The sequence below is a fragment of the Streptomyces sp. NBC_01450 genome (genome assembly GCF_036227505.1).
Classification (GTDB): Bacteria; Actinomycetota; Actinomycetes; order Streptomycetales; family Streptomycetaceae; genus Streptomyces.
In genome coordinates this window covers 9,904,537-9,929,503 of record NZ_CP109480.1, presented here as the reverse complement: position 1 = coordinate 9,929,503, position 24,967 = coordinate 9,904,537, and the positions used below count along the sequence as shown (strand labels likewise).

Sequence of the window (24,967 nt, the reverse complement as noted above, 5' to 3'; positions counted from 1 at the left end):
CTCATGTCCGCGTTCATACAACAACTTCCGGCGCTGATCGGCGTGGTCATCGGTGCCCTCGGCTCGTATCTGGCGATCGTTCGGGGCGATCGGGCGCGCTTCCACCGGGAGCGGACGGCCCGGTGGGAGGAACGGCGGCTCGCGGTGTACGCCGACTACGCGCGGTCGCTGAAGAAGAGCGTCACTCTGACTTACCGGGTGGCGTCATACCTGGGCAATGACCCGCACCCTCACCCCTTGTCCCCGGAGGAGGCCGCGCCGCTGCTGGCCGAGGCCACCGTCGCGCGGGATCCGTCCGGGGAGGCGCTGATCCTCCTCGGCAGTCCGCAGGTGGTGGAGCGGGCCCGGACGTGGGTGGTCGGAGTGATGGAGATGGAGCAGTTCCTGCGCGAGGGGACGCGTGACCCGCGGGCGTGGCAGGCACTGTTGGAGCGGCAGCGCGCCGGACGCGAGGGCTACTACGCGGCCGTGCGGGACGATCTGGCGCTGCCCCCGGGCCACTCCGCGCGCTGGCCGCTGCAACCGGTGAGTCCCACCTGAGCTCACCGGTACCCCGTCACATCCGCCGGCCTGCCCGCGTCCTGGACCTCGACGAGATAGCGCCAGGCATCCGGCCTGCTGCCGTCGCGGTCGGTGAAGCCGTACTCCTGGGCGAGTTGCCCGCTGGAGAGGGACCGGCCGTTCCAGCGCGCGACGTCCGGGTCGGCGGCCAGCGCGGCCACGGCACGGCCGACGTAGGAGGGCGTCTCGGAGATGGCGAAGTGCGGGACGCGCTCGAGGCCGTCCCGCCAGTTCTCCTCGCTCACGTCGAAGGTGTCGAGCATCATCTCCGAGCGCAGCCAGCCGGGGGTGAGCGCGAGCGCGGTGGCACCGCGCGGGCCGAGTTCGTGCCCCAGGGAGAACGCCATGCGCAGGACGGACGCCTTGGCGAGGTCGTAGAAGAAGGAGACTCGGTAGGTGTCGTGGTTGTACTCGGCGGTGCCGTCGGTCATCTCGACGACGAGGCCGCCGGGGGTGCGCAGCAGCAGGGGCAGTGCGTGATGGCTGGTGATCGCGTGCGTCTCGACGGCCCGGCGCAGCAGCGCGAGGCCCTGGTCGAGGTCGGTGTCCCAGAGCGGGGTGTCCCACTCGAAGTCCTTCTCGCCGCCCCAGATGTCGTTGACGAGGAGGTCGAGGCGGCCCCGTTCGTCCGCGATGCGGGCGACCAGGGCCTCGACCTCGGCGGGGACCAGATGGTCGGTGGGCACCGCGATGCCGACGCCTCCGGCCGCGGTGACCAGGTCCGCCGTGTCCTCGATCGTCTCGGGGCGGTCGTACTCCGAACGTCGCTCGCGCGTGCTGCGTCCGGTGACGTACACGGTGGCACCGGCCGCACCGAGTTCCACCGCGATGCCTCGGCCCGCTCCGCGGGTCGCGCCCGCGACCAGCGCGACCCTGCCGTCCAACGGCCCTGCCATGTCCGACCTCCGTACTCGTGGGGTTCACGGGCTGCCTTCGCCCGTGTGTCCCCACGAGAGTCCCGCGGAAGCCGGACATCTCCTGTCGTGATTCGCCGGTGTGTCGCGGTGGTCCCGCTTCCCGCTCAGTGGCCGCGCGCGATCCACTCCTCCAGCTGTGGGGCCTCGGCACCGATCGTGGTCGAGTCCCCGTGACCGGTGCGGACGACCGTGTCGGCCGGGAGGGTGAGCAGACGCTCGCGGATCGACTCGACGATCGTCGGGAAGTGGGAGAAGGAGCGCCCGGTCGCTCCGGGCCCGCCCTGGAAGAGCGTGTCGCCGGTGAAGACGGTGCCCAGCCCCGGGTCGTAGAGGCAGACCGCGCCCGGGGCGTGGCCGGGCGTGTGCAGGACGGTCAGGTCGGCGCCGGCCGCCTCGATCACCTGTCCGTCCTGCAGCCAGGCGTCGGGGAGCCGGTCGGGGTGGGTCTGCTTCCACAGCGGCAGATCGTCGGGGTGGAGCCAGATCGTGGCGCCGGTCCGCTCGGCGAGGGCGGGCGCGGCGTCGATGTGGTCGTTGTGCGCGTGGGTGCACACGATGGCCAGCAGCCGCCGGTCGCCCACCGCCTCGGCGATGGCGTCGGCGTCGTGCGCGGCGTCGATGACGATCGCCTCGTGGTCGTCGCCGACGATCCACACGTTGTTCTCGACGTCCCAGGTGCCGCCGTCGAGCGAGAACGTGCCCGAGGTGACGAGGTGTTCGACCCGGGCGCCCATCACAGCACCACCACCGAACGCAGCACGTCACCGTGGTGCATCCGCTCGAAGGCGGCCTCGATCCCGTCCAGGGCGATCGTCTCGGTCACGAACGCGCCCAGGTCCAGTCGCCCCTGGAGGTGCAGGTCGATGAGCATCGGGAAGTCGCGGGACGGCAGGCAGTCGCCGTACCAGGACGACTTGAGGGCGCCGCCGCGTCCGAAGACGTCGATCAGGGGCAGTTCGAGCTTCATCTCGGGGGTGGGTACGCCGACGAGGACGACCGTGCCGGCGAGGTCGCGGGCGTAGAAGGCCTGCTTGTACGTCTCCGGGCGGCCGACCGCGTCGATGACGACGTCGGCCCCGAAGCCGCCGGTGAGTTCCTGGATCGCCTCGACGGGGTCGGTCGAGCTGGAGTTGACGGTGTGGGTCGCGCCGAGCTTCGACGCGGTGGTGAGCTTCCGGTCGTCGATGTCGACGGCGATGATCTTCGCCGCTCCGGCCAGCCGGGCTCCGGCGATCGCCGCGTTGCCGACGCCACCGCAGCCGATGACGGCGACGGAGTCGCCACGGCCGACGTTGCCGGTGTTGATGGCGGCACCGATGCCGGCCATCACGCCGCAGCCGAGCAGCCCGGCGACCGCCGGGGAGACCGCGGGGTCGACCTTGGTGCACTGTCCGGCGGCGACCAGGGTCTTCTCCGCGAAGGCTCCGATGCCCAGGGCCGGGGACAGTTCGGTGCCGTCCTTGAGCGTCATCTTCTGCTTGGCGTTGTGCGTGTTGAAGCAGTACCAGGGCCGCCCGCGCAGACATGCGCGGCACTGCCCGCACACCGCACGCCAGTTGAGGATCACGAAGTCGCCGGGAGCCACGTCCGTGACACCGTCGCCGACCGACTCCACGATCCCGGACGCCTCGTGGCCGAGCAGGAAGGGGAAGTCGTCGTTGATGCCGCCCTGCTTGTAGTGCAGGTCGGTGTGGCAGACCCCGCACGCCTGGATCTTCACGACGGCCTCTCCAGGCCCCGGATCCGGCACGACGATGGTCTCGACGCGCACCGGCTCGTTCTTGCCCGGGGCGATCACGCCACGTACTTCCTGCGCCATGGTGGTGAACCCTTCCGTAGATCGACGTTCGTCAACCGACCCTACGGTGTGACCCGCCGGTAACCGACCGGTAGAACGCCAGGTGGCGTGCGCAGGCGGTCAATGGCCAGCCGCCAGCCCGCCTCTGCGGCGGGCGTCCGATCATGGTCTCGAGGCCCGAATAAGTGGCGTAGGGTAGAGGAATCCGACGCGGGGTGGAGCAGCTCGGTAGCTCGCTGGGCTCATAACCCAGAGGTCGCAGGTTCAAATCCTGTCCCCGCTACTGATGTGTGAGGGGCCGGCACCATGGTGCCGGCCCCTCTCTTCGACCCGCTCGGCCGGAGTCAGCGGCGTGTCAGCGAGACGGGTGAGACACGCGCGCAGCGAGAGCCCCTCCGCGGCGGCTACGGCGGATAGTGAAGACCCTCGCCGCCTGCACCGCGACCAAGGTGATAGCGAGAGCTCGTCTGCGACGCCGTTGCCAGCCGGCGATGGTGAAGCCGACGACCGGCACCAGTGCCGAGACGCCGGCAACCGCCCCGTCCGTTCCGGTCATGTCCTTCAAGGAACTGCCCGCGTCAACGGCCGACAACTTGCGGCGCTCGTACGGGACTTCATCCAGGTTCATCGGATCCCCCTCGGGTGGGGGTCTCAGCGCGCCGGCCGCGGCGTACATGTGGACGGCGCAGCGGCTCCCTTGCCGCGATACCGCCTGGTGGGCGAAAGACATGGTGCGCCCACGTATCCGCCCCTCCAGGGGCCGCATCCGGAGCGGATCGCGCCGCATGCGCCCGAGGTCCTGCCCACCTGGTGTGGCTCGACGGCCGACGCGTGCCCGGGGGCACACCGCGCGACGACGCCCGCCGGCACGACGTGCTCGCCTCCCGCTCCGGCGGCCGCCAACCCATTCGGGTCCATGCCCCACCCGGCCATCGACCCGCTGTTCATCACGACCGAGGGCCTCACCGAACAGTAGAGCCGCCGGACGACGGGGGCTCTACTCGTACCGTTCCGCCGGTGTCGTACGGCTACTTGAGCTCGGCGTCGGTGTAGTAGCCGGTCGCAACCAGAACGCTGTCGTAGTTGGTCTTGTCGACGCTGATGGGCTGCAGCAGGTAGGCGGGCACGACCTTGGCACCGTTGTCATAGGTCCTGGTGTCGTTGAGCTGCGGCTTCCTGCCGTTGAGCACGTCGTCGACCATGCTCGCGGCGACCTCGGCGAGCTGGCGGCTGTCCTTGTAGACGGTCTGCGACTGCTGACCCGCGATGATCGACTTCACCGAGGCCAGTTCGGCGTCCTGCCCCGTGATGACCGGAAGGGGCTTGCTGACGGACCCGTAGTTGTACGCCCTCAGCGCTGCCAGGACGCCGATGGAGATGCCGTCGTACGGCGACAGGACCGCGTCGACCGTCCTGCTCTTGTACGTCGTGGCGAGGATGGAGTTCATGCGCTTCTGCGCGGTGGCACCGTCCCAGCGCAGGGTGGTGATCTGCTTGAGCGCGGTCTGACCGGACTGGACGACCAGTTGCTTGCTGTCCAGGAACGGCTGCAGGAGGTGCAACGCGCCGCTGAAGAAGTACTTGGTGTTGTTGTCGTCGGCGGAGCCGGCGAACAGCTCGATGTTGAACGGGCCCTTGCCCTTCTCCAGGCCGAGCTGGTCGATGATGTAGCGGGCCTGGAGCCGGCCAACCTGCTCGTTGTCGAAGGAGGCGTAGTAGGTCACGTTCTTGGTGCCGAGGATGAGCCGGTCGTAGGAGATCACCGGGATCTTGGCGTCGGCCGCCTTCTGGAGCACTTTGGTCAGCGACGTGTTGTCGATGGCCGCGATGATCAGCGCACTGACGCCCTGCGTGATCAGGTTCTCGATCTGGGAGACCTGGGTTGCCGGCTCGTTCTCGCCGTAGACCAGCTTGGCCTTGTACCCATTGCCCTGCAGGTTCTTCACGATGCTCTTGCCGTCGGTGATCCAGCGCTCGGAGGCCTGGGTCGGCATGGCGATGCCGATGGTGCCGCCCTTGGAGCTGCCCGTGCTGCTCTCGCCGCCGCAGGCGGACAGGGTGAGGGCGGAGGAGGCAGCTCCGACAATGGCGGCGAGGACGGTTCTGCGGTTGTGCATGGTGATCGTTCCTTGTTCTTCTCGTCGTTGAGAGACGGCGTAACTGATGCCTGTGGGGAAGTGGCGGTGGAGCGGGCCGGGCAGCCGGCGAGCGGGTCGAGCGCGAGCCGGCCGTGCCGTGTCCAGGCTCAGGTACCCGCAGATGGCGACGTACGGGTGGATCTCGGCCGCCCTGGACAGCGTGACCTTCAGGTGGAGCGGTGCGCCGCGGCGGATCAGCCCGGCGACCTTGTGGATCCGCACATGGCCGCCGAGGTCGTCAGGGTCTTGGGTGCGCGTCTCCACGGGAGTGAACTGCCCATGGATCTGCGTGATGTGACGGCTGGTCAAGCCGTCGATCGCATGGGCGAGGTCGATGCTCAGGAGCCTTGGTGCCTCACAGATCGCCGATGGGTGCGCCGACCGGCCCGGGGCTTCCGGGTCTTGCCGACGCTCATGATCGCGATCCCGTTGCCGGCGCGTGTCTGAAAGCACGCCAGGTTGCGCCGCGACGTTACGTCCACGTGTGTACCGACTCCGGTGATGCGCAAGGAAGTTGCCTTTCAACCGTTCGAAATGTCGTCACACGTTCGGAACGATGGCGTGACTCTAAGTAGGCAGGGCGCGAAGTGTCAACGGGTCGAACAAGTACGGTTCCGTAAAGGCACTGGAGATTGCTCCGAAAACGCGACGTACTGCGAACCGGGCCCGGGCGAGGTACTGGTCCGCGTGCTCGACGACCGCCCGCCCGACAAGGACGGGCCCCGCTGACGCTCGCCATGGTCCGCGACGCGGACGCCCTGCGCGGCGGGCCACCCGTTCCCGTCCGGGGGCCGCGCCGACGTAGCCTGAACGCCCCGCACCGAACTCCCGCTAGGAGCACCGTGAGCATCGCTGAGCCGCACGCCGGACCGCCCGCCTGGCGGCTGCTTCTCGGGTACGTACGACCGCATCGATGGGCCCTGCTGGCAGGCGCGTTGCTGGCGCTGACGACCGGCGCCACCGGCCTGGTGCTGCCGCTGGTGGCGCGGGGGCTCATCACCGACCTGTCGCACGACCGGCCGATCGGGCGGGCGCTCATCGGCATGGCGGCACTGGTGGTCACCAACGCCGCGGTGGGGGCGCTGGGTTCGTACGTACTGCGGCGTACCGCCGAGTCGGTGGTGCTCGGCGCGCGGCGCGCTCTTTCCTCGTATCTGCTGCGGCTGCGGATACCGGCGGTGGACCGCAGTGAACCGGGCGACCTGATGGCCCGTATTACCTCCGACACGACGCTGCTGCGCGAGGTCACCACCGATTCGCTCGTGGGCATCGGCACCGGTGGTCTCACCCTGGTGGCGACGGTGGTGATGATGGGCCTGGTCGACGTGGTGCTGCTCGGCGTCACTCTGGGGGTGATTCTGTGTGCGGGGACGGTGCTCGGCGTGATCGTGCCGCGCATCAACCGGGCCAGCAAGCAGGCGCAGGACGCCGTCGGCGTGATGGGCGCCTCGCTGGAGCGGATCCTCGGCGCGCTGCGCACGGTCAAGGCGTCGGGTGCCGAGCACCGGGAGGAGCAGACCGTCCACGCGGCGGCCGAGGAGTCATGGCGGCAGAGCGTACGGGCCGCCAAGTGGTCGGCGGCCGCGGGCAACACGGCCGGGCTGGCGATGCAGATCGCCTTCATCACGGTCCTGGCGGTGGGCGGCGCGCGGGTCGCGACCGGCGCGATCGACGTCGGCACGCTGGTCGCCTTCCTCCTCTACGTCTTCTATCTCATGTCGCCGATCCAGCAGGTCGTCGGCGCGATCACCCAGTACCAGACCGGCGCCGCCGCGCTCGCCCGCATCCAGGAGGCGCTGCGGCTGCCCGCCGAACCGGACGCCCTGCCCGCGCCGCTGCCGGCCCCCGGCTCCGCACCGGCCGCACTCGCCTTCGACGACGTCCGCTTCCGGTACGCCGACGACCTGCCGTACGTCCACCACGGCGTGACCTTCGCCGTCCCGGCCCGCGGTATGACCGCGTTCGTCGGCCCCTCCGGCGCGGGCAAGACCACCGTGTTCTCCTTGATCGAGCGATTCTACGACCCCGAGGCGGGCGTCATCACGGTCGACGGCCGCCCGCTGGAGGAGTGGGACCTGCCCCGGCTCCGGTCGGCCATCGGGTACGTGGAGCAGGACGCCCCGGTCCTGTCCGGCTCCCTGCGCGAGAACCTGCTCCTCGGCAATCCGGAGGCCGACGAAACCGAGGTCACCCGGGTGCTGAAGACGACCCGGCTCGACGGGCTGGTCGCCCGGCTGCCGCGCGGCCTGGACACGCTCGTCGGGCACCGTGGCACCAGGCTGTCCGGCGGTGAACGCCAGCGCGTCGCGATCGCCCGCGCGCTGCTGCGCCACCCCCGCCTGCTGCTCCTGGACGAGGCGACCTCACAGCTCGACGCGGTGAACGAGGCCGCGCTGCGCGACACGGTCGCCGATGTGGCCCGTACGACCACGGTCCTGGTGGTCGCGCACCGGCTGTCCACCGTGACGATGGCCGACCGTATCGTCGTGATGGACGCGGGCCGCGTACGCGCCGTGGGCACCCATCGGGAACTGGTGGCCGGGGACCCCCTCTACGCGGAGCTGGCCGCGACCCAGTTCCTCGCGACGGCGGGCTGAGGAGAGCGGACCGTCGCGCGTTCTCCATGTGAGGTTTCCTTCACTCGACCGCCGCCGACCCGTATCCGCCCCCGGCACGGGATGCCGGCGGCGGACACGGGCTGGGACAGGCCCAGGCCTGATCCAGAAGACCTGATCCAGAAGACAGGTCCTAGGCCTGGAGGCCCGGGAGGAGTCCGGTGACAGGGGCGACCAGGTCGGTGACCTGGCGCAACTGGTTGAGGTCGTTCAGGCGGTTGAGTCCGGCCAGCTGGTCGGCGACCCGCGGGATGTCGGCCTGGTGCTCCGCGGGGATGCCACTGGCGGCGAGCGCGTCGAGCTGGGTCATCGGGTTCAGCTTCCCCGCGGCCGGAGCCTCGGCGGCGGCCGCGGACGCCATCGGCGCGGCAAGGCCCGTCACACCGACGGCGAGACCAACGGCGGCGACCATACGTCGTGTTGAGATCATGCTTGCAGCAACAGTCCCGGACGGCGCACGGTCACGGCTGTCCCCCGCTCCTCACCCGAGAGGCGCATCGCATCGGCTGGGCTTGCCGTGAACGGTGGGGCAGAGCACTCTCGGTAGAGAGGCCCTTCGCGGTCCCCTCGGTGGCGGACCGCGGCCTTCCAAGGAGGTCGACATGGGCACCATGGCAGGCCCCGCCTTCGACACCGAAGCGCTACGCCGGGGCATAGAAGGACACAATGCGGCGGATCTCCTGTCGCTCTACGCGGACGACGCGGAAATGACCATCGTCGACCGCAATACCCAGCCGAGTCACCCGATGGTCAAACACGGTCGACGCGAGATCGCCGAGATGCTCAACGACGTGTACAGCCGCGACATGACACACAAGTTGGAAGAGTGTGTCGTCCAGGGCGACCACGTCGCGTTCACCGAGTCCTGCCAGTACCCGGACGGCGTGCGGGTACTCGCCAGCTCGATGGTCTCGCTGCGCGACGGCAAGATCGTCGAACACACGCTGCTGCAGGCATGGGACGAGTAGGAAGGAACTGGCCGAAGGTCCAGATCAACTCTCGCCTGACCTGGACCTTCTCGGCGAAGGCCGCGATGGGCCGCTCGCGCCCGCAGCGGCGTCGGCTGCCACGACCAGTTTCCGCAGCAGGTCTGCGAGCGTCAGCTTCTCTGCTGGGGTCAGTACTGCGAGCAGTGCGTTCTCACCCCGGTCCTCCGACACCGCCTGCTGTTCGAATGCGGCGTATCCGGCATCGGTGAGCCGCACCTCCACGCGACGCCGGTCGGCCGTGTGGTGCGTACGCGCGATCAGCCCCGCCCCTTCCAGCGGGCCGAGCCGCGCGGACAGGGCGCCGCGGGTCAGCCCGAGCATGTCGGCGAGCTGCGAGGGGCTCGCCGCGTAGGGCGGCCCGAGTCTGCGCAGCATCAGCAGCACCTTGAACTGCCAGTGCTGCAGCCCGTCGGAGTCGAGCATGTCCCGGCGGGCCTGAGCCGCCCGCCGAGCCAGGATCGCGAGCCTGACGAAGATCTCCTCCTTGACCGGGTCCATCCAGTCGAGTTCCTTCGCCCAGACCGCGACGTGGCGGTCGACCGAGTCCGCCGCCGAGGCCTGCCCGTGCACGACCTTCGCCTCTCCCGCCTTCACGTCTTCCATGCGCCTCTCCGTAAACAGTTTTCTTGTGGATGGTTTTCCTGATGACTGATTTCGCTGCCCTGACGAGCACCGCAGTTACCCTTGGTACGGTCGTACTGCGCCACGAACTCAGCGCCACGGCAAGGGAGTTGAGGACCGGCGATCGCTGGGAACGTGCGACGCGCCTGCTCGACGCGGCCGCTGCCGCCGACTCGGGCCGCTGATCGTACGAGCTACTCTGGTCGCGGGCCGTGACTGGCGCTGAGGTGGAGTACCACCGGGGAGCGGCCTGACGAACGGGTCTTTGCCGCGCGCCTGGGCGATTGTGTCGGCGACGCTCAGGAGTAGCTCATGTCCCAGGCCCAGCTCATGGACGGCGCGGGTCTCGCGCGCCGCATCGTGGAAGAGACCGCCAAGCGCGCGGCCGAACTCACCGGGCGCACGGGGACGGCACCGTGTCTCGCGACGGTGCTGGTCGGCGAGGATCCCGCCTCGGTCACCTACGTCCGGATGAAGCAGAACCGCAGCCACAAGGCCGGCATCGAGTCCCGGCACGTCGCCCTGCCCGCCGACACCACCACGGCCGAGCTGGTCGACACGCTGAAGGCGCTGTCGGGCGACCCGGCCGTGCACGGCATCCTGCTCCAGCACCCCGTCGGGCCGCACATCGACGAGCGCGCCGCGTTCGAGGCCATCGCGCCGGAGAAGGACGTCGACGGGGTGACGCTGAGCTCGTACTCGGCGATGAGCTTCGGGCTGCCGGGCTTCGTGTCCTGCACCCCGGGCGGCATCATGCGACTCCTCGACGAGTACGACGTCGACCCGGCCGGCAGGCGCGCCGTCGTGGTGGGGCGCAGCGCGATCCTCGGCAAGCCGGTCGGGATGCTGCTGCTCGGCCGCGACGCGACGGTGACCTACTGCCACTCGCGGACGACCGGTCTCTCCTCGGTCGTGCGCGAGGCGGACATCGTGGTGGCCGCCGTGGGCCGGCCCCGGCTGATCCGCGGCGAGGACATCAAGCCGGGAGCCGTCGTGATCGACGCGGGCTACAACCCCGGGAACGTCGGCGACGTCGACTTCGACACCGCCCGCGAGCGGGCCCGGTTGATCACGCCGGTGCCGGGCGGTGTCGGCCCGATGACGATCGCGGTCCTGCTGGAGCAGACCGTGACCGGGGCCGAGCGCCAACTCGGCCTCCGGTAAGGCATTTCGACGTCGCTTGCGGCGTTTTCGGTCCGCTCACCGGGCTTCGGGCCGCTCAGCGCATCCACGCGCTGTACGACATCACGTCCCCGGCCTTGACCCCGTACTCGGGATCGTCCTTGGTGACGGTGTCCTCGATCCCGAGTACGGCGCCGCTCCTCGGGTCGAGGATCAGCATCCGTCGCGTGGAGTGCGCGGCGTCGTCGTACACGTACGCCTGCCCCTGCCTGCCCAGCCGGTCGGTGACCGCTCCGGCCGGGCGCAGCCCCTTCGCGTCGGCGAGGACACGGACCAGCGCGGCGTCCTCGCGGGTGCCGAGGGTCCAGTTGTTCAGCAACTCGCCGACGGCGTCGAGGAGTCCGGAGGTGTCCATCGCCCCCCTGAGGTCGATCTCCTCGAGGTAGGAGCGCAGCCGCTCGGCGTCGCGCGGCGGCGGGGCCACCGGCGGGGCGTCGCTCCAGCTCGGCGGGTAGGTCTGCCTGCTGAGGACGTGCCCGTCCTCGACCGTGCGGGGGGCGGGGTCGGCGTCGGTGAGGACCGGCCTGCCCGGGTGGCGGGGGTCGGTCGCCACGACGAGCTCCGTGTGGCTGTCGTCGGCCTTCCAGCGGACCACGCGTTCCTCGGGGACGGTGATCGGCGGCCGGGCCCCGGGCCCCATGCCCATGCTCCAGGTCTGTACGTGGGTGCCCTGGACGAGCCGCAGCGAGCCGCCGGACGCCGCCACCGCGTCGGCGAGCCGGTCCAGGGGTACGGGTGTGGAGCCCGCCTCGACCATCAGCGGGCGGGGTGCGGCCACGGCCGGGGTGGTGGTCGATCCCGACAGCGTGAGCGTCAGGACGACGACGCCTACGGTGGCCGCGCCGGCGACGCTCCAGACCCAGCGGCGCAGCGGGCGGGGGCGCCCGCTGTCCCGTTCGCCGTGCAGCAGTCGGTTGAGGCGACGCTCCGCGTGCTGGTCGAGGGGGCGGTCGTGGAAGCGGGGGTCGGCGGCGGTCACCGGGTTGGCACGGCGCAGGATGTCGAGTTCGTCAGCCATGGCCGTGCTCCTTCGAGGTGTCGCGGCCGGGCGGGGCGGTGCCAGCGGCCACGGTGACGTGCATACGGTCGATCTCGGCTCTGAGCCGGCGGCGGGCGCGGTGCAGGCGCATGGTCGCGGCGCGGGTGCCGCAGCCGAGGGCGACGGCGACCTCGTCGACGCCGAGTTCCTCCCAGGCCGTCAGGCGCAGTACCTCCTGGTCGGCCGGGGAGAGCCGGGCCAGCGCCTCGTGCACCCAGTCGCCCGGCGACGACGAGTCGGGACTGTCGACGATCTGTCTGCCGTGCGCGCTCTCGTCGTTGCCGAGCCGGTCGAGGAGCCTGCGGCGGCGCCCGTAACCGCGTACGGCGTTGGCCAGGCAGTGGCGTGCCACCCCGTACAGCCAGGGAAGCGGGAACGGCGGAAGGTCGGACCGGCGCCGCCAGGCGACGGTGAAGACCTCCGCCACCACCTCCTCGACATCACTGCTCCGGCCGTCCAGTCGCCTCGCCACATAGCGGCTGACCGCCCAGTAGTGCTCGCGATAGGCAGCGGCGAAGGTCTCGTCGTTGCTCATGGTCCATATGTGTCCGGCAGGTGCGCGATCGTCACAGGTGTCGGTGTGACGCTCGTCGCTTCACTCAAGTGTGACAGCGGGCCCGGCGCCGGACACAGGCGGGGCATGGAAAGCACCACAGTCACGACGCCACCCGCAGCCCTTCCCACGCGTGCGCGGCGTCCTGGATTCGCCGCGGTGAAGTGGCTGACCACCACGGATCACAAGACGATCGGCACGCTGTATCTGGTCACGGCGTTCGGCTTCTTCTGCGTCGGCGGGGTGATGGCGCTGCTGATGCGCGCCGAGCTCGCCCGGCCTGGGCTGCAGATCATGTCGAACGAGCAGTTCAACCAGGCGTTCACGATGCACGGCACGATCATGCTGCTGATGTTCGCGACGCCGCTGTTCGCCGGTTTCGCGAACTGGATCATGCCGCTGCAGATCGGCGCGCCCGACGTGGCGTTCCCTCGGCTGAACATGCTGGCGTACTGGCTCTATCTCCTCGGCTCGCTGATCGCCGTGGGCGGTTTTCTGACGCCTCAGGGCGCGGCCGACTTCGGCTGGTTCGCGTACGCGCCGCTGTCGGACGCGGTCCGCTCACCGGGTGTCGGCGCCGACATGTGGATCATGGGTCTGGCTCTCTCCGGTTTCGGCACGATCCTCGGCTCGGTCAACTTCATCACCACCATCATCTGCATGCGCGCCCCCGGCATGACGATGTTCCGCATGCCGATCTTCGTATGGAACGTGCTGCTCACGGGTGTCCTGGTACTGCTGGCCTTCCCCGTGCTCGCCGCCGCCCTGTTCGCGCTGGAGGCGGACCGAAAATTCGGTGCGCATGTGTTTGACGCCGCAAATGGCGGAGCCTTGCTATGGCAACACCTCTTCTGGTTCTTCGGCCATCCAGAGGTGTACATCATCGCGCTGCCGTTCTTCGGCATCATTTCCGAAGTCATCCCGGTGTTCTCCCGCAAGCCGATGTTCGGCTACATGGGCCTGATCGCCGCGACGATCTCGATCGCCGGTCTGTCCGTGACCGTGTGGGCGCACCACATGTACGTCACCGGTGGCGTACTGCTCCCGTTCTTCTCCTTCATGACGTTCCTGATCGCGGTACCGACGGGTGTGAAGTTCTTCAACTGGATCGGAACGATGTGGAAGGGGTCGCTGAGTTTCGAGACCCCGATGCTGTGGGCCACCGGCTTCCTGATCACCTTCGTCTTCGGTGGTCTGACCGGTGTGATGCTCGCCTCGCCGCCGATGGACTTTCCCGTCTCGGACTCGTACTTCGTGGTGGCGCACTTCCACTACGTGATCTTCGGTACGGTCGTGTTCGCGATGTTCTCCGGATTCCACTTCTGGTGGCCGAAGTTCACCGGCAAGATGCTCGACGAGCGCCTCGGAAAGATCACCTTCTGGACGCTGTTCGTCGGATTCCACGGCACGTTCCTGGTGCAGCACTGGCTGGGTGCGAACGGTATGCAGCGCCGCATTCCCGACTACCTGGCGGTGGAGGGTTTGACCACCCTCAACACCCTCTCGACCATCTTCTCCTTCCTCCTCGGCAGTTCCCTGCTGCCGTTCTTCTACAACATCTGGAAGACCGCCAAGTACGGCGAGAAGGTCGAGGTCGACGACCCGTGGGGATACGGCCGCTCACTGGAGTGGGCCACGTCCTGCCCGCCGCCGCGCCACAACTTCCTCACCCTGCCGCGCATCCGCAGCGAGTCCCCCGCCTTCGACCTGCACCACCCGGAGATCACGGCAGCGGCCGCGCAGCTGGAGACGCCCCGGAAGGAACTGCGATGACGACCATGGACGACCGCCCGCCGGCCCCGCGGGCACTCATCGACGAACTGGAGGGCCATCTGCTCATCGAGGCCACCAAGGCCGAGGGCCGGGCGGAAGCGGCTCGTCTCAGCCGTTCCCTGGCGTGGCTGACGGACACCCAACGCGAGGAGCTCGAGGAACGCTTCACGGACACCTACCTGGCCCTCACCCGCCGCTCCTGGGAACGGACGGCACGACGCGGCCGGGAACTGCGCGCCGAATACGAGGCGACGTACCACGCCCTGCGTCGACGCCTGTGTGCCGGGTTCCTCCTCGGTACCGCTCTCACCCTGATGACCGTCGTCTCGGTCAGCCGACGGTGACCTCGGGAGCGAGACCGGCGCGCAGAAGCATCCTGGACGAGTCGTCCACCAGATTCCGCATCACCGACAAGTAGGGCTCTTCACCACCCAGTTCATCCAGAATGCGGTGCGCTTCGCCGCGGAACTTGTTGATGTCGTCCTCGTACCGACCAAGGCGCGATGTTCGGCACGCACACGACTACGCGGCGGGTCCCGGTCGGACAGGACGGACGGTGCCCAGGGAGCAACCGTGTTCACATCTCCACCCCTGGGCCCTCGGACCGCGCAAGCCCACGGTCGCGCGCGGAGGCGGCCCCGCCGCGCCGTGGGAACGGGAACGGCGCGCGGTCCCGAGCCCGGCGGTGGATCTCCAGGGGCTCACCGCCGGGTTCGAGGGGACACCTCGACTCTCGACCGGCACCCACGGCGAGGTCACGTCACGGAGGCTCCGGGCACCATCCCGCCGGTCGCAGGATCCCCAGCAGTTGTCGGACCAGTTCCTCGACCACCTCGTCGAGCGTCGCGTCCACCCAGCCGGCGCGCCAGTCGTGCAGCAGGCCGTTGACGCTGCCGATGAAGGCGGCGGCCGCGATCCGGTAGTCGCGCGGCACCGCCTCACCTCGGGCGGCGGCCGCGTTCGCCTCGGCGCAGATGAACTCGACCCAGCGGGCCCGGCGGGCGAGCCGCTGCTCCTCCATGCGCGGGCTGACGCCGATGATTTCGACGAAGGTGATGCGGATGCGGCGCGGGTCCGCCGTCACGTTCGCGGCATAGGCGCGGAAGATCGCGGTGGCGCGCTCGGCGAGCGGCAGGTCCTGCGCGTCGGTGAGGGCGGCGAGGGCCGCCTCCTCGGCCCAGTCGTTGACCTGGAGGTGGAGGGCGGCCAGCACGTCCTCGAGGGTGCGGAACTCCTCGTAGAACTGACGCGTCGACAGTCCCGCCGCCTCGCTCAGCGCCGCAATGGTCGTGGATCTGAACCCCGGGCCGTCGCCGAAGAGTTGGAGCGCGGCGGTCAGAAAGCGCGAGCGCCGCTCGGCCTGCCGTTCCGCGGCGGTCCTGCCTCCGTAACGGCCGGTCGGCTGTTTGAGCCTGCCCGCCACGTGTTCCCCCCTCGCCACTGGGACGAACCGTTCGCCCCTAGGACGATTTTGTCGTGCACGGACCCTTGTGGAGAGGGGCGCCCCCTCCTTACTTTCCAGTAAGTCACCTCTGAACTCAGTCGTGTTCAGAGTCTTCGGAGCCCGCACCCCCCGCCTACGACAAGGGACCCACCATGTCTGTCCTCAGACCCAGGCACCTCTGTACGCTCGCCGCCGCCGTCGCTCTCACCTTCACGCTCGGCGGTACGGCGACCGCGGCCTCCGCGCAGAGCGCCGCGCAGGCCGCCGCAGCCGACCTGCGCGAAGTGATGTTCGTGGGCAACAACTGGGACGGCACCGCGGACGTGATCAAGTCCACCGGTGACTTCGCGAAGATCGGCCGGATCAACGTCGTCCCGGACAAGGACGCACGGATGGCGGAGATCAACGCCGATCCGATCAAGTGGATCTACTTCCTGGCCATCCGCAACGGCGTCGGCGAGGGCCACGACCAGCTCGTGGACGACATGTACTCCACGCCCGACGGCAAGTCGGTGGTCGTCTCCCGCCCCAGCTTCGCCGATGTCGTCTCGATCGACCTCGCCACCGACAAGATCAACTGGCGTTTCCCCGTGTCGGGTTACCGCTCCGATCACATGGCCGTCTCCCCCGACGGCACCCGCGTCGCGGTCTCCGCGTCGACCGCGAACACCGTGCACGTGCTCGACATCAACACCGGTAAGCAGCTGGGCTCCTTCGGCACCGGCGACAAGCCGCACGAGAACATCTTCACGCGGGACGGCAAGTACATCTGGAACATGGCGATCGGCGATGTGAACACCTCGCTCGACGCCCCTTGGCAGGACTGGACGAAGGGCGACCGGCACATCACCGTCGTCGACGCGACCACCTACAAGCAGGTCAAGGTGATCGACATGCGCCAGCGGCTGGACGCCATCGGCCTCACCGACTTCTCCGACGCGGTCCGGCCCGCCGTCTTCAGCCCCGACGAGTCCAAGCTGTACTTCCAGGTGTCGTTCTTCAACGGCTTCCTGGAGTACGACGTGGCCACCGACCGGATCACCCGGGTGAAGACCCTGCCGATGAACCCGGCGACCAGCACGGACCGCACCACCTGGGTCAACGACTCGCGCCACCACGGAATTTCGATGAACCCCTCCGGCACCAAGCTGTGTGTCGCGGGAACGATGGACGACTACGCGACCGTCGTCGACCGCACCACCCTCCAGGAGGGTCCGCTCGTCACCGCCTCGAAGCCGTACTGGGCGACCGTCAGCGGTGACGGCAAGGACTGCATCGTCTCCGAGAGCGGCGCCGACCAGGTCACCGCCATCGACTTCGCCACGGGGCAGAAGACGGTGTCGGTGCCGGTCGGCGACCATCCCCAGCGTGTTCGCCTCGGCCATGTGGAGGCGAACTGGACCGGTTCTTCGACTAGTTGACCGCCGTCGCGGCCCACGAGGTCAGTTCTGAGCGGGCCGCGCTCAGCAGGTCGGCGGACGGAGCCGTCGCCCCGTTCGTGACCAGCGCGTAGTGCAGGGTCCCCGAGTCCGGTGCCGTGAGCAGCAGTCGGCGGCTTCCGGTACCGCCCGGCTCGGGGGCCACGGCGATCGGGGTGGTCGTGGAGTACGCGGGTGGGGAGATCGTCGCCCCGAGGTCGGAGACCACCGTCGTGGTCGCGGTCGGGAAGGACGCCGGGAGATGGAGTTCGGTGGGAGCGCTGCCGCCGCCCGAGCGCCACAGGAGCAGCCCGTACTGGCCCGATCCCACCAGCTGGGAGACGTGCGGCAGGGACGACGGAACCGGGTTCCAGGTCAGGGTGGTGGAGCCGTCCCGGGAGCGGTCCTCGTAGGTGAAGGCGACCGTGCTGCCCGAGGTCGCGCTCGGATAGAGCCGGTCGAGGAGGCGGGCGTCCTGGCGCAGGACGGCCGTGCCGGAGTCGTCGAGGCGTACGGCGGAGAGGTCCTCGTCGTTCCAGGCGTCGCCGGAGGTGAGAACCTTGCTCGCGTTGCCGTTCATCAGCTCGTGATGGCGGCCGTTGTAGATGTCCCACTGCCACTGGTTGCCGGAGAGCACCGGGCCGGAGGACGCCGGTTTGGTCCACCAGGTGGCGCCCTTGAGGCGGGAGTCGAGGGCCTGGTACATCGCCTTGTCGACGGTCGGGGCCTTGCCGGCGACCGTTCCCGACAGCGGATGGCCGAACTCGCTGACGATCGCCGTCGTCCCCGCGGCCGAGGCGCGGTCGCGGACCGTCCCGAAGTCGGTGGCGTACTGGCCGTCCTCGGCGTTGCCCCACATGAGGATGCCCGAGATGGCCTTCTGGTCGTAGAAGTGGGTGTTGAAGACATAGCGCGGGCCGAGTGTGCCCGCGTCGAGCAGGCCGCCCTCCTGCTTCTGGGAGTCGATGTTGGAGTTCCAGAAGAGATTGGCTTCGACGAAGGCGGGCTTGTCCTGCCAGCCGGCCGCGTCCATCCGGGCCCGGAACTTCACATAGAACGGCCAGAGCAGGTCCCGCTCCCAGGTGCGGCTGGTCTGCCCGGAGTCGTAGGTGCCCGCGTACGGCTCGTTGAACGGGTCGAAGCCGACGAGGCCCGCGAACTGGGCGGTGGTGAGGTGCTGTCTGACGTAGGTCATGGTGGCCTGGGCCGTGGTGAGGAAGGCGTCCTGGACGCCGTACGCGTTGTGCCAGAAGTCGTACTGTGCCTGCTTCACCGCCCCGTTCTGGGTGATGTTCTGACCCCAGAAGAGGCAGATCCCGCAGGACTCGCTCGGATAGTTTCCGGCGTCCACGGCCCACTTGGGGGCCCCGTCTCCGGTGTACCAGCTGCCCGAGTTGAAGAGGTAGCGGGAGTAGAGGTCCTGGTGGAAGTCGGGATACACGCGGATTCCGGCGTCGAGGAAGGCGCGTATCTGGTCGGTGGCGGCGGCGAGGTAGGTGGAGTCGACCTGGCCGCGTACGGGTTCGGCGTGGGCCCAGGAGAGCAGGAAGCGCACGGAGTTGCCGCCGCCGAGGGCCCGCAGGGCCGTCGCGGACTTCTTGGCGTCGGCGACCGACGCGAAGGGCAGGCCGCTGTTCTCTTCGAGTTTCGTCTCGCCGGAGACGTTGTAGCCGCGCAGGACGACCTCGCGGCCGAGTCCGTCGAGGAATCGGCCCTTGTCGACCGTGAGGGTGGCCGCCGCCGGGGCGTCGAACCACAGGGAGTCGGGGAGTCCGTCCGCGGCGGCGGGCTGGGCGCCCGCCGCCGAGAGGAAGCCGGTGAGGAGCACAAGGACGCCGAGCAGACGCGCACGTAACTTCGACATGTCCACAACAGTCGCGGGTGCGCAAGAAGGCGTCAATACTTCTGACTCCAGAGTAAGTTTCAGCTTTTGGGGATCATTTGGGAGACGCGTCGCGGGGTGCGGGCTCAGGCCCCGACCCTCCGCGTCACGTTCAGCAGATACTCCTTCCGGTCCAGCGGGTTGAGGTCGGTGCGCGGCCGGTCGGGGACCGTGCCCCGCAGGACGGGCGCGTAGTGGTCGAAGGCGCATTCCAGCTCGCCCTCACCGCGGGTCAGCCCGGGGAGTTGCCGCTCCAGCCCATGAACCCGGGCGACCGGGATCCGGCCCTCCAGCACGCACGAAGTGCCCCGCAGCTCGGTGGTCCCCGCGACGGCTCCCTGTTTCGCCAGCACCGGCAGCACCGCACCCAGCGTGTCCGCCGGGGCTTCCAGCCTGAAGCGGTGCATCGGCTCGTACACCTGGGTGCCCGCGGCTCGCAACGCGTCCATCACCACCAGCGGGGTCAGGCTCCGGAAGTCGGCGCCCGTGCTGGACATGCTCTTGTCGAAACCCTGGTGGGCGTGGCTCTGCCGGGGCCAATAGCCGGAGTGGGTCATGGTGACCGTGCAGTCCGTCACCTGCCAGCCGTGGATTCCCTGCGCGAGCGTCTCCTTCACGGTGTCCTCGACCGCCTTGAAGAACGCGTACGGCATCGCTCCGAGCTCGACCTCCAGCCGGAACCGCACCCCGGAGCCGACCGGGGCCGGATCGATGCGCAGCCCGACGGTCGCGAGGAAGGGATTGGGGTCCTTCTTGATGAACTCGGCCGCCGCGCCACTGCCGCAGGGCCGCTCGATGCACAGCGGTGTCGTCTCGCGGAACAGGACGTCGATGCCGAACTCATCGGCCAGAGTCGCCTGGATGACCTCCTTCTGCACCTCTCCGTAGAGCGACACGGAGATCTCCCCCCGCGTCTCGTCCTGGCGCAGATCGATCAGCGGGTCCTGCTCGGCCAGTTGGGTGAGGGCGCCGTGCAGTGCGCCCTTGTCGGTCGGACGGCGGGGTTCGACGACGGTTTCGAGGGTCGGGGGCGAGAAGTGGTGCTCGCCGGCCGACGACTTCCGGGGTACACCGATGGTGTCGCCGATGCGGATGTCCGCGAGGCCCCAGAGCTTGCCGATCCGCCCCGCGGCCACGGACTGCTCACGCACCGCCGCACCCCGGTCGAAGACGCTGATCGCCGTGACCCTGCCCTCCACACCGTCGCCCAGCGGCAGCCGGTCGCGGGTCCGTAGCGTCCCGGAGAACATCCGGGCGTACGCGACCTTCTCCCCGGCGGGCCCGCGCTCGACCTTGAACACGCTGCCCGAGACCGGGCCGTCGACATCCGCCTCGGCGCGGGGCAGCAACTCCTTGATCCCCGCGATCAGTTCATCGACCCCCGCGCCCGTCACGGCCGAGCCGAAGAACACGGGATGCACCAGGGTCTGCCCCGTCTGCCGCACCAGAGCGGTGCGGATCAGGTCGTACGACACCCGGCCCTCGACATACGCGGCGAGCAGCCCGTCGTCGTGCTCGGCGAGCAGGTCGAGCAGCGGCGCGCCGAGCCGCGCCTCGTCGAACAGGCTGAAGCGGGCGTCCCGTGTGCCCTGCGCCCGGACCTCACCCATGGGGACGATCGCCGGCGTGAGCCGCGCCGCGACGGCGTCGAGCACGCGCTCGGGGCACGCCCCGCCGCGGTCGATCTTGTTGACGAAGACGAGCGTCGGAATGCGCAGCCGCCTGAGCGTCCGCATCAGCACCCGGGTCTGCGCCTGTACGCCCTCCACGGCGGAGATCACCAGCACCGCGCCGTCGAGCACGCTCAGCACCCGCTCCACCTCGGCGATGAAGTCCGGGTGTCCCGGGGTGTCGATCAGATTGACCGTCACGTCGTCGACGGCGAAGGAGACCACGGCGGACTTGATGGTGATGCCGCGCTGCCGCTCCAGCGCGAGCGAATCGGTCTGGGTGCTTCCGTCGTCGACGCTGCCGAGCTCGTCGATGACTCCGACCGAGTGCAGCAGCCGCTCGGTCAGGCTCGTCTTACCGGCGTCTACGTGCGCCAGGATTCCCAGGTTGAGCATATGCACCGGGTGTCATGTCCTTTGAAGTGGGAGTGATTCCTTCCTGGGTGGACATGAACGGTGTGCGCATTGCTGCTCCCTGATCTTGGTGGACGCGTCCTCCTCAGTGCAGCAGGCGGCCAGGCCCGGCAGCAACGGATTAACGCTCAACAAACCCCTGCCGCAGCACTCGCCGCCCTCCCCATGTGGACCTAGAGTGACGCACATCACGTAAAATGGCTGATAACCCTCACCTGGCTCTCCGGGAGGGCACATGACCCGCATATCGGTGAAGGTGGACGGCACCACGTACGAGGACGAGGTCGAACCCCGCCTCCTCCTGGTCCACTACCTGCGCGACCACCTGGGCCTGACCGGCACCCCGATCGGCTGCGACACGTCGAACTGCGGGGCCTGCACGGTCGACCTGGACGGGGAGACCGTCAAGAGCTGCTCGGTCCTCGCCGTCCAGGCGGACGGGAGCGAAGTGACCACCATCCAGGGGCTGGCGCAGGACGGTGAGTGGCACGCGCTCCAGAAGGCGTTCCACGAGCGGCACGCGCTCCAGTGCGGCTACTGCACCCCCGGGATGATCATGGCGGCCCGGGATCTGCTCCGCGAGAACCCGGCCCCGGCCGCGCGGGAGGTGCGGGAGGCCCTGGAGGGCAACCTGTGCCGGTGCACCGGCTACCAGAACATCGTGCGCGCGGTCCTCGCCGCCTCCGGACAGGAGGTCTCGCCGTGACGGACCAGATCGTCGAACCCGAGGTCGGCCGCTCCCGGCCGCGCAAGGAAGACGCCCGTCTGGTCACCGGGCAGACCAACTGGACCGACAACATCGACGTCAACGGACTGCTCCACCTGGCGATCCTGCGCAGCCCCATGGCACACGCCCGGATCGACCGGATCGACGTCGCACCCGCCCGCGAGCGCCCCGGTGTGGTCGCCGCGTTCACCGGCCAGGACCTCGCCGAGGGCCTCGGCTCGCTCCCCTGCGCCTGGCCGGTCACCGAGGACATCGTCCTGCCCGACCACCCGCCGATCGCGGTCGACGAGGTCCGGTACGCGGGCGACCCGGTGGCCGTCGTCGTGGCCCGCGACCGGTACGCGGCCGCCGACGCCCTGGAGGCCGTCGAGGTCGACTACACACCGCTGCCCCCGGTGCTCGACCTGGAGGCCGCCCTCGCCGACGACGCCCCGCTGGTCCACTCCGACAAGGGCACCAACCGCTGCTACGTCTGGCCGCTGGCCACCGGCGAGAGCTACGCGGCCGTGCGGGAGCGCGCGGACGTCGTCCTGAAGCGCCGCTACCTCCAGCAGCGGCTCATCCCCAACGCCATGGAGCCGCGCGCCGTCGTGGTCACCCCGCTCGCGGCCTCCGGCGAGTACACCGTCTACTCGGCCACGCAGATCCCGCACATCCTGCGGATCATGCTCGCCGTCGTCACCGGCATCCCCGAGCAGAAGCTGCGCGTGATCGCTCCCGACGTCGGCGGCGGCTTCGGCTCCAAGCTCCAGGTGTACGGCGAGGAGGCCCTCGCCCTGGCCGTCGCGCGGCGCCTCGGGCGGCCCGTGAAGTGGACCGAGTCGCGCTCCGAGGGCTATCTCGCGACCCACCACGGCCGCGGCATGATCCAGGACATCGAGATCGCCGCCACCCGCGAGGGCAGGCTGCTCGGCCTCAAGGTCGACCTCCTCGCCGACATGGGCGCCTATCTGATGCTCGTCACCCCGGGCATCCCGATCCTGGGCGCCTTCATGTACCCGGCGATCTACAAGATGGACGCGTACGACTTCACATGCACCGGCGTCTTCACGACCAGGACGCCGACCGACGCCTACCGTGGCGCGGGGCGCCCCGAGGCGACGTACGCCATCGAACGGATCATGGACGAGCTGGCCGTCGAACTCGGTATGGATCCCATCGAGTTGAGGCGCCTGAACTGGATCCGGCACGAGGAGTTCCCCTACACGTCGGTCGCGGGTCTGACCTACGACAGCGGCAACTACGAGGCCGCCACGGACAAGGCGCTCGCGCTCTTCGGGTACGACGAGCTGCGCGCCGAGCAGGCGGACCGCAACCGGCGCGGCGACCTGGTACGCCTGGGCATCGGCGTGTCCACGTACACCGAGATGTGCGGGCTCGCGCCCAGCCGGGTGTTGCGGGACCTGCGGTACGCGGCCGGGGGCTGGGAGGCGGCGAGCATCCGCATGCTGCCCACCGGAAAGGTCGAGGTGGTCACCGGCACCAGCCCGCACGGGCAGGGCCATGTGACCTGCTGGAGCCAGATCGCCGCCGATGTGCTGGGGGTGCCCTTCGAGGACATCGAGGTGGTGCACGGCGACACCAGGGCGGCGCCCCAGGGCATGGACACCTACGGCTCACGCTCGCTCGTCGTGGGCGGGGCCGCGGTGCACCACGCCGCGCGGAAGGTGGTGGAGAAGGCGCGGAAGGTGGCCGCGCATCTGCTCGAGGCGAGCGAACACGACCTGGAGTTCACGCACGGCGTGTTCTCCGTGAAGGGCTCGCCCGAGGCGCGCAGGACCATCCAGGAGGTCGCCTTCGAGACGTTCTCCTCGCACGACCTGCCCGACGGCATGGAGCCCACCATCAACGCCGAGCACCTGGTCGACCCGGACAACTTCTCCTACCCGCACGGCACCCACCTGTGCGCGGTCGAGGTCGACACCGAGACCGGACGGACCACCATCCGCTCGTACGTCTGTGTCGACGACGTCGGCAGTGTCATCAACCCGATGATCGTCGAGGGGCAGGTGCACGGCGGGCTGGCGCAGGGCATCGCGCAGGCGCTGTACGAGGAGGCCGTGTACGACGACGAGGGCAACCTCGTCTCGGGCACGATGGCCGACTATCTCGTGCCCTCGGCGGTCGACCTGCCCGAGTTCGTGACGGCCCGTACGGAGACTCCGGCGACCTCGAATCCCCTGGGTGCCAAGGGAGTCGGAGAGTCGGGGACCATCGCCTCCACGCCCGCCGTCGTCAACGCGATCGTGGACGCGCTGCGCCCTCTCGGAGTGACCGAGGTGCGGATGCCCTGCACACCGCAGCGGGTCTGGGAAGCCCTTCGATCCGCCCAGGCCCCGGCTCGGTCCGCCCGCTCCGGTGAGGAGGCGTCGGCATGATTCCCCCGGCATTCGACTACGTGAGGCCCGCGAGCGTCGACGAGGCCGTGCGCACCCTCGCGGACGCGGGCGAGGACGCGAAGGTGCTGGCCGGCGGCCAGAGCCTGCTGCCCCTGCTCCGGCTGCGGCTCGCCTTCCCCGAACTGGTCGTCGACATCGGCCGGATCCCGGAGCTGCGCGGGATCCGCGAGGAGGCCGGCACGCTGGTCATCGGCGCGATGACCTCGCACCACGACGTCATCCGCGACCCGCTGGTGCGCCGGCACGCCGGGCTGCTGGCGGCGGCCACCGCCACGGTCGCCGATCCCGCCGTACGCCATCGCGGCACCCTCGGCGGTTCGCTCGCGCATGCCGATCCGGCCGCCGACCTGCCCGCCGTGATCCTTGCCCTCGACGCGACCCTGATCGCGGTGGGACCGGGCGGGCGGCGCGCGATCCCGGCCCGGGAGTTCTTCCTCGACTATCTGCAGACCGCGCTGCACCCGGACGAACTGCTGGTGGGGGTGGAGATCCCGTCGACCGAGGGCTGGGGTTTCCACTACGAGAAGTTCCAGCGGGTCGCGCAGGCCTGGGCGGTGGTCGGCGTGGCGGCGCTCGTCCGGCGGGACGACGGGCACCTCGCCGAGTCCCGGATCGGGCTGAGCAACATGGGCTCCACGCCGCTGCGGGCCACGGCCGCCGAGGAGGCGCTCGCCGGCGCGGACGCCGAGCCGGGCGCGGTGGCCCGTGCCGCCGAGGCGGCGGCGGAGGGCACGCACCCCTCGTCCGATCCGTCGGCCTCTCCCGAGTACCGCGCGCACCTGGCCCGGGTGCTCACGCGGCGCTCGGTGCTGGCCGCCCTGGAGTAG

23 protein-coding genes, 1 tRNA gene and 1 riboswitch are annotated in these 24,967 nt (G+C 69.6%); of the genes, 12 read left to right on the top strand and 12 right to left on the bottom strand.

Going from position 1 to position 24,967, the window contains the following annotated elements:
* The first annotated feature begins 3 nt into the window (after positions 1-3).
* Positions 4-540: a hypothetical protein gene (locus tag OG568_RS44305; protein ID WP_329535654.1), complete on the top strand. Its 537-nt coding sequence runs from the start codon at positions 4-6 to the stop codon at positions 538-540.
* Between the two features lie 2 nt (positions 541-542).
* Here OG568_RS44305 and OG568_RS44300 read toward each other — a convergent pair whose 3' ends face one another.
* The 3 genes from OG568_RS44300 to OG568_RS44290 form a co-directional block, all read right to left on the bottom strand.
* Positions 543-1,457 carry an SDR family oxidoreductase gene (locus OG568_RS44300; RefSeq protein WP_329535653.1) on the bottom strand — a complete coding sequence of 305 codons (915 nt, stop codon included), beginning with the start codon at positions 1,455-1,457 and terminating at the stop codon, positions 543-545.
* Positions 1,458-1,582: 125 nt separating this feature from the next.
* Positions 1,583-2,212 carry an MBL fold metallo-hydrolase gene (locus tag OG568_RS44295; protein WP_329535652.1) on the bottom strand — a complete coding sequence of 210 codons (630 nt, stop codon included), beginning with the start codon at positions 2,210-2,212 and terminating at the stop codon, positions 1,583-1,585.
* Entirely contained in the window at positions 2,212-3,297 is a 1,086-nt protein-coding gene (locus OG568_RS44290) for an S-(hydroxymethyl)mycothiol dehydrogenase (RefSeq protein WP_266418170.1), read from the bottom strand. Before OG568_RS44290 ends, OG568_RS44295 begins: the two co-directional genes overlap by 1 nt.
* Positions 3,298-3,485: 188 nt before the next feature.
* Here OG568_RS44290 and OG568_RS44285 point away from each other — a divergent pair.
* Positions 3,486-3,559 (top strand) — tRNA-Met (locus OG568_RS44285).
* Positions 3,560-3,631: 72 nt separating this feature from the next.
* Here OG568_RS44285 and OG568_RS44280 read toward each other — a convergent pair.
* Together OG568_RS44280 and chvE are read right to left on the bottom strand one after the other, a co-directional pair.
* The gene (locus OG568_RS44280) at positions 3,632-3,904 is read right to left on the bottom strand and encodes a hypothetical protein (protein WP_329536670.1); all 273 of its coding nucleotides are present in this window, start codon (positions 3,902-3,904) and stop codon (positions 3,632-3,634) included.
* A 400-nt stretch (positions 3,905-4,304) separates the two neighbouring features.
* The gene (chvE, locus tag OG568_RS44275) at positions 4,305-5,393 is read right to left on the bottom strand and encodes a multiple monosaccharide ABC transporter substrate-binding protein (protein ID WP_329536613.1); all 1,089 of its coding nucleotides are present in this window, start codon (positions 5,391-5,393) and stop codon (positions 4,305-4,307) included.
* A gap of 863 nt (positions 5,394-6,256) precedes the next feature.
* Between chvE and OG568_RS44270 the strand changes: the two genes are divergently transcribed.
* Positions 6,257-8,011, top strand: coding sequence for an ABC transporter ATP-binding protein (locus OG568_RS44270; RefSeq protein ID WP_329535651.1), 1,755 nt, complete (start codon positions 6,257-6,259; stop codon positions 8,009-8,011).
* 151 nt (positions 8,012-8,162) lie between these two features.
* On the opposite strand, the gene OG568_RS44265 is transcribed toward OG568_RS44270, so the two are convergent.
* Positions 8,163-8,459: a hypothetical protein gene (locus OG568_RS44265; protein WP_329535650.1), complete on the bottom strand. Its 297-nt coding sequence runs from the start codon at positions 8,457-8,459 to the stop codon at positions 8,163-8,165.
* A 172-nt stretch (positions 8,460-8,631) separates the two neighbouring features.
* On the opposite strand from OG568_RS44265, the gene OG568_RS44260 reads away from it, so the two are divergent.
* Positions 8,632-8,997 carry a nuclear transport factor 2 family protein gene (locus OG568_RS44260; protein WP_266418162.1) on the top strand — a complete coding sequence of 122 codons (366 nt, stop codon included), beginning with the start codon at positions 8,632-8,634 and terminating at the stop codon, positions 8,995-8,997.
* A 24-nt stretch (positions 8,998-9,021) separates the two neighbouring features.
* Here the strand turns inward: OG568_RS44260 and OG568_RS44255 are convergent, their stop codons facing one another.
* Positions 9,022-9,621, bottom strand: a complete 600-nt coding sequence (locus OG568_RS44255) for a MarR family winged helix-turn-helix transcriptional regulator (protein WP_329535649.1) — start codon at positions 9,619-9,621, stop codon at positions 9,022-9,024.
* Between the two features lie 41 nt (positions 9,622-9,662).
* Between OG568_RS44255 and OG568_RS44250 the strand changes: the two genes are divergently transcribed.
* Both OG568_RS44250 and OG568_RS44245 read left to right on the top strand, forming a co-directional pair.
* Complete coding sequence (locus OG568_RS44250) at positions 9,663-9,824, top strand: hypothetical protein (protein WP_329535648.1); 162 nt, start codon at positions 9,663-9,665, stop codon at positions 9,822-9,824.
* Positions 9,825-9,841: 17 nt separating this feature from the next.
* Positions 9,842-9,928: riboswitch (ZMP/ZTP riboswitch) on the top strand.
* A 23-nt stretch (positions 9,929-9,951) separates the two neighbouring features.
* Complete coding sequence (locus OG568_RS44245) at positions 9,952-10,803, top strand: bifunctional 5,10-methylenetetrahydrofolate dehydrogenase/5,10-methenyltetrahydrofolate cyclohydrolase (RefSeq protein ID WP_329535647.1); 852 nt, start codon at positions 9,952-9,954, stop codon at positions 10,801-10,803.
* Between the two features lie 55 nt (positions 10,804-10,858).
* Here OG568_RS44245 and OG568_RS44240 read toward each other — a convergent pair whose 3' ends face one another.
* Together OG568_RS44240 and OG568_RS44235 are read right to left on the bottom strand one after the other, a co-directional pair.
* The gene (locus OG568_RS44240) at positions 10,859-11,839 is read right to left on the bottom strand and encodes a CU044_5270 family protein (RefSeq protein WP_329535646.1); all 981 of its coding nucleotides are present in this window, start codon (positions 11,837-11,839) and stop codon (positions 10,859-10,861) included.
* Positions 11,832-12,395, bottom strand: a complete 564-nt coding sequence (locus OG568_RS44235) for an RNA polymerase sigma factor (RefSeq protein ID WP_329535645.1) — start codon at positions 12,393-12,395, stop codon at positions 11,832-11,834. The genes OG568_RS44240 and OG568_RS44235 overlap by 8 nt, the downstream gene beginning before the upstream one ends.
* 105 nt (positions 12,396-12,500) lie before the next feature.
* Between OG568_RS44235 and ctaD the strand changes: the two genes are divergently transcribed.
* Complete coding sequence (ctaD, locus tag OG568_RS44230; protein WP_329535644.1) at positions 12,501-14,186, top strand: aa3-type cytochrome oxidase subunit I; 1,686 nt, start codon at positions 12,501-12,503, stop codon at positions 14,184-14,186.
* Positions 14,183-14,530, top strand: a complete 348-nt coding sequence (locus tag OG568_RS44225; protein WP_329535643.1) for a hypothetical protein — start codon at positions 14,183-14,185, stop codon at positions 14,528-14,530. The genes ctaD and OG568_RS44225 overlap by 4 nt, the downstream gene beginning before the upstream one ends.
* A gap of 416 nt (positions 14,531-14,946) precedes the next feature.
* Here the strand turns inward: OG568_RS44225 and OG568_RS44220 are convergent, their stop codons facing one another.
* Positions 14,947-15,609 carry a TetR/AcrR family transcriptional regulator gene (locus OG568_RS44220; protein ID WP_329535642.1) on the bottom strand — a complete coding sequence of 221 codons (663 nt, stop codon included), beginning with the start codon at positions 15,607-15,609 and terminating at the stop codon, positions 14,947-14,949.
* A gap of 173 nt (positions 15,610-15,782) precedes the next feature.
* Between OG568_RS44220 and OG568_RS44215 the strand changes: the two genes are divergently transcribed.
* The gene (locus OG568_RS44215) at positions 15,783-17,051 is read left to right on the top strand and encodes a YncE family protein (protein ID WP_329535641.1); all 1,269 of its coding nucleotides are present in this window, start codon (positions 15,783-15,785) and stop codon (positions 17,049-17,051) included.
* Here the strand turns inward: OG568_RS44215 and OG568_RS44210 are convergent.
* The gene (locus OG568_RS44210) at positions 17,044-18,912 is read right to left on the bottom strand and encodes a cellulase family glycosylhydrolase (RefSeq protein ID WP_329535640.1); all 1,869 of its coding nucleotides are present in this window, start codon (positions 18,910-18,912) and stop codon (positions 17,044-17,046) included. The genes OG568_RS44215 and OG568_RS44210 overlap by 8 nt on opposite strands.
* Positions 18,913-19,016: 104 nt before the next feature.
* On the bottom strand, positions 19,017-21,002 hold the full coding sequence (locus OG568_RS44205; RefSeq protein ID WP_329535639.1) for a translation factor GTPase family protein: 1,986 nt from the start codon (positions 21,000-21,002) through the stop codon (positions 19,017-19,019).
* Positions 21,003-21,249: 247 nt separating this feature from the next.
* On the opposite strand from OG568_RS44205, the gene OG568_RS44200 reads away from it, so the two are divergent.
* From OG568_RS44200 to OG568_RS44190, 3 genes are read left to right on the top strand one after another with little or no spacing between them, the layout of a single operon-like run.
* Positions 21,250-21,720 carry a (2Fe-2S)-binding protein gene (locus OG568_RS44200; protein ID WP_266579779.1) on the top strand — a complete coding sequence of 157 codons (471 nt, stop codon included), beginning with the start codon at positions 21,250-21,252 and terminating at the stop codon, positions 21,718-21,720.
* Positions 21,717-24,119 carry a xanthine dehydrogenase family protein molybdopterin-binding subunit gene (locus OG568_RS44195; protein ID WP_329535638.1) on the top strand — a complete coding sequence of 801 codons (2,403 nt, stop codon included), beginning with the start codon at positions 21,717-21,719 and terminating at the stop codon, positions 24,117-24,119. Before OG568_RS44200 ends, OG568_RS44195 begins: the two co-directional genes overlap by 4 nt.
* Positions 24,116-24,967 carry an FAD binding domain-containing protein gene (locus OG568_RS44190; RefSeq protein ID WP_329535637.1) on the top strand — a complete coding sequence of 284 codons (852 nt, stop codon included), beginning with the start codon at positions 24,116-24,118 and terminating at the stop codon, positions 24,965-24,967. Before OG568_RS44195 ends, OG568_RS44190 begins: the two co-directional genes overlap by 4 nt.